The following is a 17,094-nucleotide window of genomic DNA, read 5'->3' on the forward strand; positions in this document are numbered from 1 at the left end:
GGGAGCAGACACAACGCCACCCACAACTTGGACTGCGCAAGGACAGGCCCCAGCAAGCTGGTCCCGTGCTCTACGAGAGTGTTCACATCACAGAGTCGAACGGACAGCCCAAAGTGCTGCCTCCGATCACCAAATTTTCTGGAGTGGGGTGTGGCCTCGTGCCCGAACGATGGACACCGCCTGGCCGATGTCGTCGCGGCTGTCCGCACTGTTGGTCAGGGCGAGCCGGTGAGGATGAGGGCTCCGTCGTCGCCGGCTCGGCGTATGTCCCTCATCTGCAGTGGTGGCGAGGCGTAGAGGAGTGCGTCATCCCGGTACAGCCAGTACTGGAACCGCGTCGTCTTCTCGAGGTCGCGGCGCTGCTGGGGTCGGCATCGGGCAGCACCAGCTCGACGAAGCCCTGCCCGTCCTGCAGCACCCCCTGGACGGTGATCGCGCCCACCGCGGTGAACGAGGTTCCTTCCGCGAGCAGTTCCACACGGTCACCATGGATCGGGCGAGTGCCAGGAAAGCTCATACGGAACCCTTCAGGGGAATCGACGCGATCGGCTCCCACGTGATCGTCGCGCCGTCGTGCCACTGCTCCACGAGGTGGACGTGGGTCGCACGCACCGTATGCGACAGCGGCTCCTCGATACTCGCCAACGCCGCCCGCAGGTCGACGGGGTTGATCGTCTGCGAGCCCTGGCCTGTGTAGGCGATGGACATGTGGGGGTAGCGGCTGGCCGCCGGGTGAAAGGCGGTGCGCTGTTCCTGCGTGAGCCGGGTGAGGCTGTCCACCAGGCGTGTGAACGGCGTTCCGGGCCAGCCGCTGATCTCGATGGCGACAGGGGTAATGGCCGGTCTGTCGAACGTGAGCGTGAACGGCTCCACCGGCTGCACGTGTGCGCGCACGTCCCTCACGAGCGCGTCGATGTCGACGTCGGCGGCGCTGAGGCCGACCGCGTGCAGAAGAGTGCAATGGAGCCACTGCCCCGGCACCCGGTTCAGCCCCGGCCGTGAGAACACAGCCTCGGGGTAGGACGCGAGCAGCGCCTGTGCCTCGCTCGCTGCCGGGAGGATGTGCCAGTGCAGGTCACGCCGCCCCGCCGGCCATACCGTCGCCACCCGCTCGAAGAAGCTTTCCACCCTCACCCTCTCCCCGGATCTTTCGCCAGAGCCTGCCACCTCCCACGCACCCCATGTACCGGATTCACCAAGGAACATGAGGAGGATGGGCTCTCAGGGCGTATCTGCCGGAGTAGTAGAAGCGGCAGCTCATTCCCGGGCCGGGTGCGCGGGGCTCGCCGGGACGCGGGTCGTACAGGGCGCGGCCGCCGGGCCACCGGGACAGCTCGGTGATCAGGGCGACGCCGCCGTCGATGTCCTCGGGCAGCCATCCGTGGATGTCCAGCAGCAGGCCGTCCAGCGGACCGCCGACCAGTTCGGCGTAGGTCCGGTGCGGGAGCGGGCCGGAGTTCGGGTCGTCGTGGTCCGCGCCGTAGACGCGGCCGTTTCCTAGCTGCTCGTCTCCGTTCATCCGATCAGTTTTCCAGCCGCCACCGACAGCCGGACGGAGCTGGCGGGCCCGGCTGGTGGAGGCCGGGCCCGCCGTGCTCACCACGGCTTGGGCAGCGCGGTCAGGGTCCGTCGGTCCTCGCCGTGGCCGACGACTCGCCACACCGGCCGGTCGGCCCCGCGTTGGGTGAGCTGGTGCAGGGTCGTCGTCGCCACGGTGATCCGGTGGTTCACGCGCGAGAGGCGGCGGACGCGGTCGTGGAAGGCGGCCTCCCTGGTGTCCGGGGCCGCGCGGCGCGGGGCCGGGGCGAAGACGAACAGCAGCGGCGGGAAGGGCCGGTCCAGGTACGGCCCGGCGTAGGTCTCCTGCCAGTGGCTGCGCGGAGGGCGGGCGGCGTTGCCGCGCCCGGTCGCGGGGGCGCCGCGGTATGCCTCGTAGCGCTCCAGCTTGGCGAGAAGGCGGGCGTAAGACATGGTGCGGTCGATCTCCACGAACGCGCTGGAGCCATCGGCCAGGAGCGCCACGGCGTCGGGCACGAGGTTCCCGGCCGGGGTGGGGTGGGCGACTTCCACCTGCCAGTCGGCATGGTGGGCCACCTTTGCCTGGTGGAAGGCGATGACGGTGTCGACCAGGGCGAGGCCGTGCTCGCGCAGGCCCGTCTTGCTGGCCGCGATGCGCTTGCCCGTCGTCCGGCCGGCCGTCGGCGCGAGCTCACCGGAGGCAGCGGCTTCGGCGAGACCCGCCGGCGTGCAGTACCAGTAGCTCTGCTGCGCGCGGTTCGTCCGGCCGACCAGGGCCGGGGATTCGTCGAGCAGGTTGCGCAGCGCGCGGCGCACGTGGTCGGTGTCCTGCTGGTGTGGCAGCAGCAGCGCCTTGAGCTGGCGGGGTGTGGCCAGGCGCAGTTGGGCGAGGGTGAGCAGGACCTCGCCGCGGAGGTCCGCGCCGGCCTTCGTCGCCGCGGCTTTCCGGGGCCGGGACGCTTCTCTAGGTACATCAGTAACTAGAGAAGAGGAGTTGCAACCGGCCGGAGCAGGCGAATCGGGGGTCTGATCAGCAACAACCGTCAGTCGGCGGCTGGAAGCTGCGGGGCCGGGAGCGGGGCTTGCCGCGTGGCTTGCCGTAGGGCTCGCCGTCGTAGCGGTGCCCGCCGGGGCCAGCGGGGTGTGCGGGGTGGGGGCGGTGGTCATCGCGTCCTCGCGATTCTCCGGCCGGCGCGGCCGGATCGGTGACAGGTCCGGCCCGCACGCGCCGGGCGTGCAGGCCGGGGCCACCGTGCGAAGCCACCCCTTGTCCGCGGTCTGACGCCCACCGCCGATCGGCGTCCGCTTTCGCCGGGTTGAGCCCCTTGTCCAGCCGGTTTGTCCGTGGCTGACGTCACACAGATCGCCCCGCCATGGGAGCGCGGTCGCTGCTTTGCTCCTGTCAGACCACCTCCACGTAGTCGGTGGCCCACAGGATCTGCTCCGGGGCGGGAGGTCGACCAGATCCACCAGTTCCTCGGCGACATCCGCAGCGACGTCGGCGCCCGGTACGGGGCGGCCGCGGCCTGAGCCGAGCGGGAGACCGGCGGCCAGTGGGCGACGCGTGCCACCGCACCGGATGCCCGGTGCGGTGGCACGCGGGTGCGGACCGCACGCCGCACGGTGCCTTGACAACCCCTCTCGCGACCTCGGAATGGAGGTTCTCCTGTGGTTGACGGCCGATATCTTCCCGGCGAGTTCGCCGGCGTCTGGCGGCGCGGGTCAGGCTGCTCTTCGTGCCGCGTCGTGCAGGTACTTCACCATCCAGAATTCATGGGCGCGTGCGCCGTCCCCGGTCATCGCCGTACCTAAGGAGCTGAGGATGTCCGGGAGCCCGTCTGTTGGGGTGGGCAGATGGGCGGCGACGCACTGGGCGAGGACACCGAAGACGATGGCCTGGCGGAAGACGAGGTGGGAGGGGCGTTCCCATTCGGGTTCGAAGTCTTCCGGCTCGCCTATCCGCATGGCGCGAGCCCTGGTGTGCGCTTGGTCGTGGGCGGCGGTGAGGTCCTCGCGCAGCCGCACTCTCGCGCCGGCCGGGATAGTGGCGGCTGTCAGTGTTGCCACGGCCAGTGGGTGTTCGCGTAGGCCGGCATGTGCGAGGGCCAGGTTCAGTGCGTGGCGCCGCGTCGGTTTCAGCAGTGTGGGTCTCAAGTCGGCCAGATAGCTGATGAAGGGCTCCCGTTTGAGCAGGGGCGAGTCGATGAGTCCCTGCCCCAGCAGGTGCTCCGGCACCCGCGTGATCTCCACAGCGCGGTGCGGGCCATGTACCCAGGAGTTGTCGAATCGCGCACCGGTCGCGCGCTCGACAGCCACCAGGCCGGTTCCCCAACGGGTTTCGTAGTCGTCCAGATCCAGGCCTTCCAGCAGGGGCTGCCAGGCGTCGGGGCGCGCGCCGAACGTGGTGTGCTCGGGCGCGATCATTTCGAAGGCGCAGGAGATCAGCCCGCCTTCGGCCAGGCTCAGTTGGGAGACCGCGTTGACGTTCCAGTAGGCGCTGGCGGTGCGGCCGTGCCGGGAGAGCGGGCGCAGTACCTCCTCGTGAGACCCTTGGTGGTTGTTGTTCTCCACGACGATGACGGCAGGTCCGGACCGGGAGACCAGGATGAGATCCCTGTCGTAGTGGTCGCGCAGTTCCTCCAGTCGCAGGGGGCGGCACTGCTCGGGGTTGCCGCCGAAGAGCCGGATGACAGCGTCCTCGTCACCGCCGTGCACGGCCGTGAACGTGGCTGCCTGCTCAAGTCCTAAATCGGCGAGGAGGCCCTGAAGGTGCTGGGGTGAGGTCATGCGGGGATTGTCGTCTGCGCCACTGACATACGAGGTCCGGTCCCCTTGAGCGTGCGAACGCGACCTCGACAGGACTGCAGGGGGCGCTCCTCAGACACCGTCTCTAACCTTCGATCCGGAGGTTGGAGACGGCGTCTGAATTGCGGACGATGTAACGCACTTTCCCACCCGGCGGGGCGCACCGCGATGCGGGAGTGCACGGCATCCTCCGCGCCGCGCACCGCCCCTACGGACGGTGACGGTGCGCGGTGCGCCGGGAGGGGAGAGATCTCCCTTCCCGCACCGGGCATCAAGGGTCCGGTGCGGGTCGTCTCCGTGGCGGTAGCGGAGCGTGTCAAGGGGAAACATCGAAGATCGCGCTGAAACTCGTAGGTGGACAAGGGTTGCATTCCCTCCGATGGGCTGGGTGGAATCCGGCGGCACACCTGGTCAAGGGGGGTGCATCGAGTACACCGCAACCGATGCGCCGTCACCCTCTGTGAACGCATCGGGTGGAGCGTGCGGGAGTGGCGACCACTCTCCTGCGGTGCGCCGGTGCGCCGGTGCGGTGGGCGGGAGTGCGGTGCATCGTCGGCCGGCGCACCCGGCGCTCGATGCACCGCACCGCGCGCCGGGTACCGGGGGTGTCCTGTACTTCCCCCACCGGATGGAGCGCACCGAGTGAGCCTTCGCCAACCTGAAATCGCTGGTCAAAGGGCTGGCGTGCTGACCTGGCAACGTAGTCGCGCTGGTCGTCGGCGGGAGTTTGTGGAGTAGATCGTCTGACGGATCGGTTGGCTATGGACCGGGCTTGGTGGGTTCGTAGGTGATCAGGTCTCCCGGCTGGCACCGCAAGACCTCGCAGATCCTCGACAGGGTTGAAAAGCGGACGGCCTTGGCCCGGCCGTTTTTCAGCACGGACAGGTTGACGACAGTGATGCCGACCTGCGAGGACAGCTCAGTGAGCGTCATGCCGCGCTCAGTGAGAAAGCGGTCGAGGTGAATCCGGATCGAGTGAGGTTCCTCATCGTCGGGCATCAAATGGTCCCTTCGAGGTCCTCTCGCATGTGCACGCCCTCGCGCATGATCTTCCCCATGATCACCGTGGCGAGGCCAACGAGGACCAGAACCATGGATCCGGAGATTGCCGGTCCGGAACCGATCATCGGCGCCATGCTGCCCACGAGCCAGGACTGTGACCAGCCGACGAGGAGGCCGGCCACCGGCGTTCCGACGGTGAGGAACCACCCCAGAGAGGAGATCCGGGATGCCACGGGGGCGGTGAACGGTCCCTCCCGCACAACGGTCGCGAGCAGCTGGGAGAAGAGAAGCAGTGCCACGGATCCGAAGAGCCACCAGGGCAGCAGGTTCCCGAGGTCGGCGGCACGCTGACCCGCGGAGGGGCTGTCCTGGCACAGGCGGGTGGTGCTGCTGGACGCCTTCACGCCCGCACCCACGGGGACGCCGCCCTCCAGCGTGGCGTTGTGCCAGAAGTCTGTCTTCGCGCAGACCGCCCCGTCGTCGAGTATGTGCGTGACCGCCGTACCGACGAACGCGAGGGCGCAGAGCACCGCCAGCGCAAGGGTGAGCGAGGCCAGGGCCCTCGTGAGTCGCGTGTTCCTCATGTCTCTCCTTATCGATTATCGATATGCGCATGCTAGCGGGGCATATCGATAATCGACAAGCGCATGGCGGCTGCGGGAGTGCCCGAAAGGGCAGACCTGGGCGTTGAATACCTCCCTCGCTTGTCCCGGCGGGCCCTGCCCTCCGCCGTCATTCCAGCGATCCCGGGCAACGGATCAGTGGTCGGCTTCGGCCACCGGGGTGCTGGTAGCCGGTGTTGGGGACCAATCGCGCGGCGAATGGCACTAAGCGCTGCCTCCGCAGGTCAGGAGCTTCTGCCGTCGACCCTCAGAACTGCCCCGCAGAATCTCCCGGTTGTAGGTTCTGCGAGATCCGGCTGTGACCTTCAGGGCTTCACAGCGCCGGAGCTTCAGCGGTATCTGGCGCAAGTGGCCCCAGCGAGGGCAGCCGTCACGATCAGTACGGGGACGAGCACGAGCGCCGTCGGGCTTCCTTTCGCATCGGCGAGGTGGGCGAACACAGCTGCCCCTGCTGTACCGCCGATCATGTCGGTGGTACTGAGCCAGGACATGGTCTCGGTGACCTGCCCAGCCGGGGCCAGATCGCCTCCTGTGGCGCGCAGGAGGGCAAAGAGAGACCCGATGACGAGGCCGGCGACCGGGCACACCGTGAGGACCGCCATCGGAGAGAGCCGTGCGGCCACAGCCAGAGCGGCACATCCGAGGGCGAAGAGGCCGAGCAGAACGGGAGGTGCGAGCCCGCGCGGCAGCCGCTTCGTGGCCGTGCCCAGAGCAAAGCTCCCCACAACGCTGCCCACTGCAAGGCTGCCCATATACAAGCCGGTCAGTTCGGCCGCGTGCTCCTGGCGGGCGTAGACCGGAAGCACTACGTCCACGGCCGTCACCGCCATGACGAAGAGCGCATCGGTTGCCAGCAGCCGTCGCAGCGGCGCCGACGCTAAAGGCCCCAGCCAGTGCCGCCCAGCTACGGTCGAAGGCGCGGGGGTAGCAGAGGAATTGACCACCACGAGTGTGACGGTGGCGACCGTCATCGCCGTGATGGCCGCATACGGCAGGAGAGGCGAGAGCGACAGGCTGAGCCAGCTGGCGAGCACTGGACCGACGATCAGCGCGGCGCCCATCATGGAAGCGTCGAGCGCCATGGCCGTGTTCAGGGTTGTGCGGGTGGTGACGCTGTACCAGACGGAACGCATCATGACGGGGACGGGTGGAGCAGTCGCGCCGACGGCTGCGGCCAGTGAGCAGATCAGCGTGGCGTTACCGCCGCTCCGCACTGTCAAGATCACGGCGATGGTGGCGGTGAGATGGGTGGCAAGGCAGCTGAGCAGGACCGGACGGACCGGATATCGGTCGATGAGCCGTCCGCGTAACGGCGTGGTCAGGCCCTGGCCGAGGGTGGAGCAACTCACCGCCAGTCCGGCGGTCCCGTACGAGTAGGCGCTGCTGACCAGGAGCAGCAGACTCAGGCTGGTCATGCTCGCGGCCAGTTTCGACGTCATGCCGATGGTGGCCAGCCGCCAGAAGCCGGGCACGCGTATCAAGGCCCGGTAGTCGGCAAAGAACCGATACGGAGCCGGGTGGGATCTGGCGCTGTGTGCTCGGCTCACCGCTGCGGTATCCGGGTACGGAGTGCCGCGGCGGACCAGGTGAGCGCGGGCGCCAGGCTCCTGGGGGCCGGCCAGCCGTTGATGACGGCCAGCAAGGACAGGTACTGGTCCCGGCGCGGGTCGTTCATCTGCTCCAGCCGGGCAGCAAGGCGCCGGTAAAGGGCACGGGGATCGTGTGAGGCCGGGCTGCCAAGGATGCGTGCATAGTGGGCTGCGAGTGCGGTGACGATGGGCTCCGCTTCGGTCGAGTCCGGTTCGACACCGTCCCCCAGGGCCGGTGTCACCTGGGCCCGGACGGCTTCGGCGAGGATCCGGGGCAAGCCCGTGGCGTCGTCCGGGGCCCGATCGGCTGCCAGGTCCTGGGCCATGCCGTGCAACGTGCAGCGAAATTCGCGGTCCTGGAACAGCTCTGCCAGCTCCACCCACGCCTCGATCTGCTCGGGTTCGGGGTCGTCGGGCAGCTCGGGGGTCAGCGAGCGGGTGACCGCCGCGAACACGGGGTGATCTTGCAGGCCGTCGAACACGGCACCGAGGAAGTCGTCGACCAGACACTGCCGTTCGGCTTCCGACAGACGTGCCAACTTGTGCATGAGGTCCAGCTCCTGAGGAGTCGAGCCGCGCCGGGCCACCACCATGAGCACGGCGCGGCGCTGCCGCAGGGCGCGCATCTGCACGTCCAGCGCCTCGGTGTGCGTGGCCGCGACGTCTGTCAGTGAGACCTCCCGGTCCATGACCTTGCGGATCGTGGTCAGATCGATTCCCAACTCACGCAGGGTGCGCACGAGTTCGATGCGCGCGATGGCATCGGCCCCGTACCGACGGTATCCCGCAGGGGTACGGTCGGTCGGTGGCACGATCCCGGCGTCTGCGTAGAACCGGATGGCCTTCACCGTCAGACCCGTCCGTCGAGCCAGGTCACCGATCGAATGGAGCGTCTCGCCGTTCATGCCCCTACCCTCACGTCTCCCCCTACGGGAGACTCAAGCCTCACTGCCACCAGGCTGGCCTATTCGGCAAAGCTTGCGGAGGCGATCGGATGCGGGTCGAGCAGTCGTCCTGTGCGGCAGCCCCTCGGGACGGGGTTCAAAAGGCGGGCTCCTACAGCGCGAGGTGCTCGCGCAGCTTGCCTCGCTGGGCGGGCAGTTCGTCACCGAGGGAGAAGCCGAGAGTGGGGAACTGCTCGGCGATCTCGCCGGGTGTGTGGTGACGACGACGGGCACCGCCTGGCAGTAGTCCCTCGCGGTGACCGCCTTCGGGTAGAGGGTGTCCTACCGGCGCGGCGCCCAGTAGCGGCGGTCGGCCTCCTCCAGTACGGCGACCGTGTTGTCGACCTTCGCCTCGGTGGTGTCCGCGGACACGAACGCCACCGGGACCAGGCCCTCCCGGCCGGTCGGCGGGTAGACCCGGCGCCACAGCCGCTGCTCGTGGCCGACGTGCTCGATCCCCTCCGGCCGGGAGCGGACCAGATCCACGGCGTGCTTGGTCGCGCCTTTCGGCAGCAGCCGGCCCCACTCCCAGTACCGGCGCAGCTTGACGACCAGGTCGTGCGCGTCCTCAGAGCGGTGGTCGATCTCCAGCAGCAGCACCGGCACCCCGGCCGCCGACGCCCGCACCACCAGGTCCGCCCGCTGCACGTAGCCGTCCGCGAGCCGGTGCCCGATCTCGGTCTGGAAGCCGAGCCGGTGGCCAATCCCGGCACGGCGGAGTTCGGCGGCCGTCGAGGTGACCGACCGCCGCGGCGTGGTCGTCGTAGCTCGGCGGGCGCGCGGTGGAGTCCCATCGCGTCTACTCATCCCCGGCGGCGGCCCCACACGGTGCGCCACTGGTTCGGCCGGCCCCCGGGGTACTGCCGGGAGCGGTGCCGGGCGGGTGGCGGTTTCGGTGACGGGTACAGGCCGGGCGGCGTCGGCGAGCTGCTCCAGGCGCTCGCGCTGCACCGGCGAAAGGTACGGGGGCGGGGCAACCATGGGGCCTCCGTGCTTCGTCGTCCGTCCCGCCGTGCGGGCCGCACGGGTATTCACGGCCGGAGGCCCTGGCCTTGGCCGGGGTCGGGCTGCTGGCGCTGCTGCTCGTGCTCCTGGCGGTGCTGGTCGACCGGACTGGCCGGATCGGCAGCCGGGGCTTTTCGGTCCTCTATTTCGCGGCGGCGGGTGTCGGCGGTGCGGGTGAAGGCGGCGAGCCGGTCCAGGTTCTGGGGTGTGCGCAGCCATGTCGCCGGGTCGGTCGTGCGGCCCTCCAGGTACTCCTCGGGCATCGCGGCCTGCTGGTGGGCCTGGACGGCGGCGGCCCGCTGCGCCGAAGTCAGGGCACCGTCGCGGCCGGGGTGGTCGACGGCATGGGGAGCGGACGCCGTCTCGCCCTCGAGGTCGCGGTGATCGGCGCGCGCGGAGACGGCCGAGGTCGTCTCCTCGTTGGCGGTGGCGGTGTCGGCCCGGATGCGGGCGTCACGGATCGCGTTCTGCACGGCGAGGCTGGCGACCCGGGCGCGCTCGTAGCGGCTGGACTCCCGCGGCGGCGTGCCTTCGGCGGGGGCGATCCACCACCGGTGCGGCACCGGGAAGTCGGCGGTGTAGCTGATCCGGTCCGGCGTCGGAGGCTTCCGGCCGGGCTTCGCGACGGTGTGGCGGCGGGAGTACCGCAGCAGGGCCCGGTGGGCGATGTAGTCGTCCAGGCCGCGGGGGAACTCGCGGCCGCGCAGCGTCTCCAGCAGGTGTCGGCGCGCTTCGGCCAGGATGTGGCGCCAGGAGAACTTCTCGCGCACGGTGAAGACGACCGCGGCGACGTCGACGGCGGCCAGCGCCACGTCCACGGTGGGATCCACCCGCGCCCGGATCGCCGCTCCGCCTGCCCGGCACCTGTCCAGGAGGCCGTCGATGAGCTGCTGGCCGAAGCGCAGGATCGCGGAGGCGCGCCACCACGCGAGCAGCTGCGCGAGCGGCTTGGGCTTCTTCTTCGCGGGCCGGGTCTCCTGCGCCGCCCACCAGCCCAGTTGGTGACGGCCGCGCTCGCCGGGCAGGTGCCCGTGGTCCTTCACGTACTGGTCGGTGAGCACCTCCAGGGCGTCCTCGATGCGCTGTCGGCGCGACGCCGACCAGTTGATGAGGTCCTCGGGCACCCCGGCTATCTCCATGGCCGGACGCAGACCCGGCGTAACCTCACGCGGCACGGTCGCCAGCCCCAGGGTCTCGCACACCTCGGTCGTCATCGCCAGGGTGTAGAGCGTTCCGGCGGCCACCACGTGTCTGGTAGAGGCGGTAGGTGTCCAGAGCGCCCCAGACCGGTTCACCGTCGGCGCCCAGGCGCTGAACGCGGTTGAAAATCAAACAGTGTTCGTGCGGGAGCGGCAGTCCGTCGCGGTTGTCGATGTGTCGGAAGGCGGCGACCACGAGCGCGGGTGTCTTCGCGCGGCCGCGGCCGGAGGCCCACCGGGTCTCGGCAACCTCATCCTCCAGCCAGCGCAGCGCCGTGGCGACGGCCCGCTCGTGAGCCCGCTCGATGACCCGGCGCACGGTGGCGTCGCCCAGCGCCCACAGCACGACCAGTGACGCCTGCGGGCGGAAGGTGAAGTCCATGCCCAGCAGCGGCGTCTGCTTGCGCGCCTCGATCTCCTCGATCGGCTGCCCCAGCACCGTGAGACGGCGGGCCGGGGCCGCGTCGACGCCGTCGTCCCGGAGGCCGCGCTCGATGCGGTCGGCGTCCGGGTGCCGGCCCTCGCCGAACAACAGCTCCAGCTGACGCTCGGACACCTGACCGCCCTCGGTGAGCCCCAGCGCGCGCAGACCGCGCCCTAGCCACCGTCCCGGTGGGAGCCCGGCCAGCTCCTGGGCGTCCTGCAACGACTGTCCGACCGGGCGGCGGCCGTCCCCGAACGCGACTCCGCGTATGTAGTACCGCCACGCGTTACGTCTCTGGATCTTCGCGACACTCAGCATCGCCACAGCACATACCGGCTCTGACCTGCGAAAAAGCGCGATCCCGTGCGGCGGGATGGTTCACCGGAACTTCACGGCCGGTCCCGCCCGGCGGGCGCTCGCGGCACCACCGCGCCCGCCCGGCGGACACCACCGTGGCCATGTAAATGCTGCGCGGCACCCCCGCCCCACACGCCTCACCAACGCCAAAACCCGTTAGCAGACGACTTCAACGCCAACGAGTGCACATCTACGTACCGCTCCCCCACCGACCGGCCAAAGACACCGCCCCTTGCACCACGTCACCCACTCTCCGCCCCCGGCAACGCCGGGGGCTTCTTGCTGCCTGGAGGACCGACGTGCCGACCTACGAGACCCTGCCGCGCTTCACCGCCGACCTGGACCGCCTCACCCCAGAACAGCACCACCGCTTCCGCCAGACCGTGGCGGCCTTCGTCGAGGACCTGCGCACCGGCCGCTTCCGCGCCGGCCTCCGCGTCAAGCGCGTCCAACGAGCGCGGGGCATTTACGAGCTCACCTGATCCATGGGCACCGGCCCCGCAGGACGCGCCACCTGGGAGTACGGACCCGAGCACCGTCCCGGCACCCCGCACGTCATCTGGCGTCGCATCGGCACCCACGACGTCCTCAGCGGCCCCTGAGCAGAGCCCTGTTGACGTCGTGCGGGACGTACCGCCGCTTGGCCTGGAATGTCGGCGTGAAGCCTCAGGCCGGCCACCTTGCTGCTGCTCCAAGCTGTCGGCGGGGACATGCTCGCTCACCGCTGCACACGCGCGGGTGGCGATGCCTGGCCGCGGTATGGCTGGGGTCAGGCACCGTCACCTCGGGGTGGCCCTTGCCGACTAGGGTGTGTCCACCAGCACGCGGCCACCAGTCGGGCTGTACGCCGCGGCGCCGCCCGCGTACGCGTTCTCGACCCGCGCGCGTTCGGCCGCGTCGGGCACCGCGCTACGGCAGCCCGTACCGGCGCTGGAGCCCGACATCAGCTGTGAGCAGGGGCCGGGCTTGGTGTCCGGCAGGCCCAGGTTGTGGCCGAGTTCGTGGGCGACGATGCGGGTCTTGTCGTAACCCTGGGAGACCGCCTGACTTCCCAGTTCGACCCTGCCCCGGCCGCCCGGCCGGACCGGTCCGAGCGTGGCCTGCGGCCAGCCGGTGGTGGCCACGATCTGGATTTCCGCTCGGCTGCCAGGGGCGGCTTTGACCAGCTTGACGTTGCCGACGTTGCCGTTCCACGAGGCGACCCCGGCAGAGATCGCCTGCTCCCAGCCTGCCGCTCGGCTGGCGTCATAGCGGAGCGTGACCTGTGCGGCCACGCGCTTCGGCGTGGTGGGCTCCGTCGTGGACACGGCGTGCGCCGCCGGGACCGCGGTCAGCAGCATCCCTGCCGCGGCGCCGGCTATACCCAACCGTAGAAAGTGCACCATCACTGTCCTTTCACACGTAGGGGTTCTCGGACCCTGTGGGAATCGAGAGGGGGAACCAAGACGAGTGTCGCGGACATGCCAATCCTGTCAACTACTTGCCTGCCGGGCCCGTGACGACGACGCAGTGCCGGGCCACCGACGCCTGCCTCCCTGCGGGGCCGCAGTCAGCCGTTGGAGACGGCGGACCGTATCCAGTTGCTTTACCCGGCGGTGGCCATGCAGTTCGACTTGAACTGCCGATCGCTGGTGGAGGCGACTCCGGCCACGACGACGGCACCTCTCGCGGCGAGGCCGATGCCAGCTGGGCTGTTTCGTTTAGATCTTTCCAGGCTTGTCACACTTCCCGAGTGGAGATGCAAGCCGAGGAGGCAGCGCGGCGTTGGCTGGCTGATCAGGGTGTCAGCCAGGTGCGTGACGGGTGGGTGAGCAACGAGAAGCCGGACGCGTTGCTCACCGCCAACGAGGTAGCGCACTCCTGGGCCGGCGATGTGTTCGCCGAAGACCTGGATGCAGCCGACCAGGTGAGGTTGGCTTTCGGACTGCTGGACCTCCTAGACGAGTACTGGGTCACATGCGAGATCCGTTTCGCGAACGAGGGCGCCGAGGGTCCCCTGCCGGCCGACGTGCTGTGGGACGGCTACCGTCAGCGACTGGAGGCGGACCGGGACGCTGAGGCCGTCACCTACTCGCTGTGGGTGGACTGGTTCGAGGACCACGCCACTTCCGCGACGGCCTTCGCCGAGGTTCTCGGTAACGACATCGACCGGGTGGTGGCCGAGCGATCGGAGGCCCTGCTCCGCCGAGCCCGTCGGGTTCTGGAGTGTTCGGGCCCGGTGCGCTGGACGGTGAAGGAGCTGACGTACCGCACCGCCATGCGGCTTCCTGCCCTGCACTCGGCCGTCTTCCGGGGCCTCCTGGCGAGTTTCCACGACGTCTACGGCGACCTGGAGCCGGCTGCCGCGCTGACCTTCCTCGGCCGGCTGGATCTCCCCACGGACACCGAGCACCTGGCCGAACTGCGCCACGTACTTGCCGCCGGGCACAAGAACCACTACCGCAGCCCTGGTGCCTGGGACGATGCGCTTCGCTCCTGCTCCTGAGCCGTTGGCCTGGCAGACCAAAGAAAGCTGCCGGCGACGTAGAGTCCGGCCAGGTAGATGGTTGCGGTCTTCTCGTAGCGGGTGGCGATGCCCCGCCACTGCTTCAGGCGATTGATGCAGCGTTCGACGGTCTTGCGCTGCTTGTACGCCTCGCGGTCGAAGGCGGGTGGCCTGCCGCCTTGGCTGCCGCGCCGCAGCCGGTAGCCGCGTTGATCCGCCGGACCGCGCCTTCGGCGTCGTCGGCTCGGCCCAGCGGATTGCCCGCAGTGGGTGTGCTTGGTCGAGCAAGACGCCGTCACGGCCCAAGACAAAGGCCCGGACCTTCAGGGCGCGCCTGGCGGCGTTGATGCGGCCACACGCCGGTGGATCACGCTACATCGGCGGGTTAGATGTTTCCCTTTGGCAGGGATTGATAGCGTTATGGGTACCTCTAATCCTCCCGGAGTTCTCTTTCAGCGCTTTCCGCCGGAGACGCGCGCTGTGCCGATGGCTCGGCGGTTCGTGCGGTCGGCGTTGCATGGTGTCGCGCCGGATGTGGTGGACACAGCCGAGCTGCTGGTCAGCGAGCTGGTGACCAACGCGGTGCTGCACGCCCGTACGGATGTGGAGGTGCGGGTCTGGTCGCACGGGGGGCAGGTGCGAGTACGAGTAGGCGATAGCCGGCCGGACCGCCCGCTCGTGCCGCGGGAGCCCAGGCCGTATGCCGGTACGGGACGAGGCCTTGCTGTGGTGGCGGAGCTCTCTTCCAGTCATGGAGCCCACATTGGGGAGGGTCGCAAGACGGTCTGGTTCGAGCTGTGGCCCAAGGCCCCGGTGCCGCCGACGTCCGGGTGGGAGTCCGTGCCCGTGTGGGGGCGCACTGCGACCGTGAGACTGATCGACATGCCCTCCATCGTGTTCCGCGCGGCGCAACAGCACGGTGACGAGATGTTGCGCGAGCTGACCCTGACCACCCGCGTCGAGGAGTGCGCCGGGGTGTCGAGTCCAGAGCTGCTGGTCGCCGACGATGTCGCCAACGTGATCAACGCGTGCATGACGGCCGCGCTGGAGGGGACGGTCACCGGTGGCGCCACGGTGACCTTGGACATCGCCTTCCCCTTGGACGCCGCGCCGGCCGTGGACACATTGCGGCGCGTACTCGAACACGGCGACGAGGCGGCGCAGCTGGGGTCCCTGCTGACCCTTCCGGCTCCGCCGCACGCCCGCAGCCACTACCAGTGGGTGCTCGACCAACTGGTCATCCAGCTCTCCGGGGGTCCACCCACCGCGTGGACGCTGCTGCCCGGCGTACCGGACGCGACCTCCGTCGAACTGGCGCCGTGGGACGCCGGTGACGTAGAGGCAAGTCGTGTCCCCACTGTCGTGGCCGACGACGACGGCCGGATTATCGCAGCTAACGCGGCCCTCGCCGACCTGCTGGGATGGCAGACCGACGATCTGATCGGCCGGCCGTTGACCGTGTTGATTCCCGAGCACCTGCGCGAGCGTCACCGGGCCGGGTTCACGGCGCTCCGACTGACCGGCCGGTCCCGCATCATGGGCCGGTCCATCCCACTGCCCGCGTTGCACTACGACGGCACCCTGGTCCATGTGCGTCTGCACGTCCAGAGTCAGGAGGCGGTGGACGGCCGCACGGTGCGGGTCGGTCAGTTCATGCCCAGAGCGATGGCTCCGGGAGAGGACCGGCCGGTATCACGTCCCGATTCGGGAGCCTCGGTGCGGCTGCACATCGGTGCGGCGGCGGTGCCACAGGCCGGCGGTGAGCAGGCGACACGGGCTTGGAAGCGTTTGGGTCTGCTGGCTGACACCACCAGTGCGCTGTCGAGCACACTCGACTTGCGCGAGGGGCTGCGCCGAGTGTGCCAGGTCCTTACCCAGCAGATGGCCGACTGGTGCGTGGTCGACCTGCTCGACGAACACGGGGATGCCGAACGGGTCTGCGTCGTCCACCGTGAACCCCGGGCGCTGGACGTCGGGGTAGACCTCGGCAGGCTGCCCCCGGTGTCCGAGAACGCGCGAGGACCGCTGGCCAGGGTACTGAACGGTGCGGGGCCCTTGCTGATCACCGATATTCCCTCACCTGACCAGGCGGAAAGCGCCTTGGACGCCCGGCAGCTGGAGCTGTTCGAGCTGCTTGGCGCCAGCAGCACGCTCATGGCCCCCCTACGGGCCCGCAGCGAAGTGCTGGGCGCCCTGATCGTCGTACGCACCGACCACGACGATCCCTTCACAGAACAGGACGCACTCCTCGTCGCCGACCTCGTGAAAGGTATCTCGCTGAGTGTCGACAACGCCCGTCTGCACCAGCACACGCGTACTGCGGCCGAGCGCCTTCAGCGCTCCCTGCTGCCCCGCCTCCCGCACATCCCGTCCATGGAGATCACCGCGCGCTATGCCGCGTCCAGTACTACTGCCCAGGTCGGCGGCGACTGGTTCGACGCCTTCACCCTGCCCGACGGCGACACAGCACTGGTCATCGGCGACGTGTCCGGACATGATCTGAATGCCGCCGTGACGATGAGTCAGCTACGCAACATGCTCCGCGGCATCGCCGTCGACTGTCAGGATCGGCCCTCAGAGGTACTGCGCCGCCTCGACCTCGCGACTCTCACTCTCTACCCGGATTCCACCGCGACCTGCGCCTACGCCGTCGTCACAGGTGCCCACAACGGCCCGTGGGAGGTGCACCATTCCTCCGCCGGCCACCTGCCCCTGTTGCTGACCTGTCCCAACGGGGACACCCGCTACCTGGACACCGCATCCGGTCTCCTCATCGGCGTGGACAGCACGCTGCCCAGACCCATCGCCCGCGACGCGCTTCCGGCCCACTCCACCCTGCTCATGTTCACCGATGGCCTGATCGAACGCCCAGGCGAATCACTTAGCGACGCCATGACCCGCCTGCGTCGACACACCGCTGCCCTCGCCCAGGCACCCCTCGACGTCTTCTGCGACGAACTGATTCTCGGTCTCGGCGCCGGTAGCACCGACGACATCGCCCTCCTCGCCTTGCGTCCCGCTCCGCCGGGCCCATGACCGGCGGCCGGACTGGGAAACGGTGGACTGGCGGGAGTAGCCGGACAGGGCCCCGAGTGGCGATGTAGTCGTCCAGGCCGCAGGTGCACTTCTCGCCACGCAGGGTC

Annotated in this window: 17 protein-coding genes and 1 pseudogene; 4 read left to right on the forward strand and 14 right to left on the reverse strand. The window is 69.4% G+C overall.

Annotation, left to right across the window (positions count from 1 at the left end; genetic code table 11):
* Window positions 1–271: 271 nt before the first annotated feature.
* The 9 genes from ACZ516_RS10680 to ACZ516_RS10720 all read right to left on the reverse strand — a co-directional run bounded on the left by ACZ516_RS10680 (window position 272) and on the right by ACZ516_RS10720 (window position 8,442).
* Complete coding sequence (locus tag ACZ516_RS10680) at window positions 272–478, reverse strand: hypothetical protein (protein ID WP_469009665.1); 207 nt, start codon at window positions 476–478, stop codon at window positions 272–274.
* 35 nt (window positions 479–513) lie between these two features.
* A complete protein-coding gene (locus tag ACZ516_RS10685; RefSeq protein WP_469009666.1) occupies window positions 514–1,128 on the reverse strand; it encodes a 2'-5' RNA ligase family protein in 615 nt (204 codons plus the stop codon).
* A 64-nt stretch (window positions 1,129–1,192) separates the two neighbouring features.
* Window positions 1,193–1,519 carry a hypothetical protein gene (locus ACZ516_RS10690; protein ID WP_469009667.1) on the reverse strand — a complete coding sequence of 109 codons (327 nt, stop codon included), beginning with the start codon at window positions 1,517–1,519 and terminating at the stop codon, window positions 1,193–1,195.
* 77 nt (window positions 1,520–1,596) lie between these two features.
* Window positions 1,597–2,685 carry a replication-relaxation family protein gene (locus ACZ516_RS10695; protein WP_469009669.1) on the reverse strand — a complete coding sequence of 363 codons (1,089 nt, stop codon included), beginning with the start codon at window positions 2,683–2,685 and terminating at the stop codon, window positions 1,597–1,599.
* 555 nt (window positions 2,686–3,240) lie between these two features.
* Entirely contained in the window at window positions 3,241–4,305 is a 1,065-nt protein-coding gene (locus ACZ516_RS10700) for a DUF6461 domain-containing protein (RefSeq protein WP_469009670.1), read from the reverse strand.
* A gap of 777 nt (window positions 4,306–5,082) precedes the next feature.
* Window positions 5,083–5,322: a helix-turn-helix domain-containing protein gene (locus ACZ516_RS10705; RefSeq protein ID WP_469009671.1), complete on the reverse strand. Its 240-nt coding sequence runs from the start codon at window positions 5,320–5,322 to the stop codon at window positions 5,083–5,085.
* Window positions 5,322–5,909 (reverse strand): DUF2975 domain-containing protein, encoded by a 588-nt coding sequence (locus ACZ516_RS10710; protein WP_469009673.1) that lies wholly within the window; start codon window positions 5,907–5,909, stop codon window positions 5,322–5,324. Before ACZ516_RS10710 ends, ACZ516_RS10705 begins: the two co-directional genes overlap by 1 nt.
* A gap of 368 nt (window positions 5,910–6,277) precedes the next feature.
* Window positions 6,278–7,495 (reverse strand): MFS transporter, encoded by a 1,218-nt coding sequence (locus tag ACZ516_RS10715; protein ID WP_469009674.1) that lies wholly within the window; start codon window positions 7,493–7,495, stop codon window positions 6,278–6,280.
* On the reverse strand, window positions 7,492–8,442 hold the full coding sequence (locus ACZ516_RS10720) for a MerR family transcriptional regulator (RefSeq protein WP_469009675.1): 951 nt from the start codon (window positions 8,440–8,442) through the stop codon (window positions 7,492–7,494). Before ACZ516_RS10720 ends, ACZ516_RS10715 begins: the two co-directional genes overlap by 4 nt.
* A 163-nt stretch (window positions 8,443–8,605) precedes the next feature.
* Here ACZ516_RS10720 and ACZ516_RS10725 point away from each other — a divergent pair, with 163 nt between their 5' ends.
* Window positions 8,606–8,728, forward strand: coding sequence for a hypothetical protein (locus ACZ516_RS10725; protein WP_469009677.1), 123 nt, complete (start codon window positions 8,606–8,608; stop codon window positions 8,726–8,728).
* A gap of 35 nt (window positions 8,729–8,763) precedes the next feature.
* Here ACZ516_RS10725 and ACZ516_RS10730 read toward each other — a convergent pair whose 3' ends face one another.
* The 3 genes from ACZ516_RS10730 to mobF form a co-directional block, all read right to left on the reverse strand.
* Window positions 8,764–9,288, reverse strand: coding sequence for a hypothetical protein (locus ACZ516_RS10730; protein ID WP_469009678.1), 525 nt, complete (start codon window positions 9,286–9,288; stop codon window positions 8,764–8,766).
* A gap of 224 nt (window positions 9,289–9,512) precedes the next feature.
* On the reverse strand, window positions 9,513–10,700 hold the full coding sequence (locus ACZ516_RS10735; RefSeq protein WP_469009680.1) for a relaxase domain-containing protein: 1,188 nt from the start codon (window positions 10,698–10,700) through the stop codon (window positions 9,513–9,515).
* Window positions 10,651–11,427: a MobF family relaxase gene (gene mobF / locus ACZ516_RS10740; RefSeq protein WP_469009681.1), complete on the reverse strand. Its 777-nt coding sequence runs from the start codon at window positions 11,425–11,427 to the stop codon at window positions 10,651–10,653. The genes ACZ516_RS10735 and mobF overlap by 50 nt, the downstream gene beginning before the upstream one ends.
* Window positions 11,428–11,765: 338 nt before the next feature.
* Between mobF and ACZ516_RS10745 the strand changes: the two genes are divergently transcribed.
* On the forward strand, window positions 11,766–11,948 hold the full coding sequence (locus ACZ516_RS10745) for a hypothetical protein (protein ID WP_469009683.1): 183 nt from the start codon (window positions 11,766–11,768) through the stop codon (window positions 11,946–11,948).
* 321 nt (window positions 11,949–12,269) lie between these two features.
* On the opposite strand, the gene ACZ516_RS10750 is transcribed toward ACZ516_RS10745, so the two are convergent.
* Window positions 12,270–12,851 carry a snapalysin family zinc-dependent metalloprotease gene (locus ACZ516_RS10750; protein ID WP_469009684.1) on the reverse strand — a complete coding sequence of 194 codons (582 nt, stop codon included), beginning with the start codon at window positions 12,849–12,851 and terminating at the stop codon, window positions 12,270–12,272.
* Between the two features lie 422 nt (window positions 12,852–13,273).
* On the opposite strand from ACZ516_RS10750, the gene ACZ516_RS10755 reads away from it, so the two are divergent.
* Window positions 13,274–13,951 (forward strand): hypothetical protein, encoded by a 678-nt coding sequence (locus ACZ516_RS10755; protein ID WP_469009685.1) that lies wholly within the window; start codon window positions 13,274–13,276, stop codon window positions 13,949–13,951.
* On the opposite strand, the pseudogene ACZ516_RS10760 reads toward ACZ516_RS10755, so the two are convergent.
* A pseudogene (locus ACZ516_RS10760) lies at window positions 13,903–14,166 on the reverse strand (hypothetical protein); the annotation flags it as partial. The gene ACZ516_RS10755 and the pseudogene ACZ516_RS10760 sit on opposite strands and share 49 nt — an antisense overlap.
* Window positions 14,167–14,371: 205 nt before the next feature.
* On the opposite strand from ACZ516_RS10760, the gene ACZ516_RS10765 reads away from it, so the two are divergent.
* Window positions 14,372–16,987 carry a SpoIIE family protein phosphatase gene (locus ACZ516_RS10765; protein WP_469009686.1) on the forward strand — a complete coding sequence of 872 codons (2,616 nt, stop codon included), beginning with the start codon at window positions 14,372–14,374 and terminating at the stop codon, window positions 16,985–16,987.
* Window positions 16,988–17,094 lie beyond the last annotated feature (107 nt).

The sequence above is a fragment of the Streptomyces sp. NPDC034037 genome, assembly GCF_055575715.1.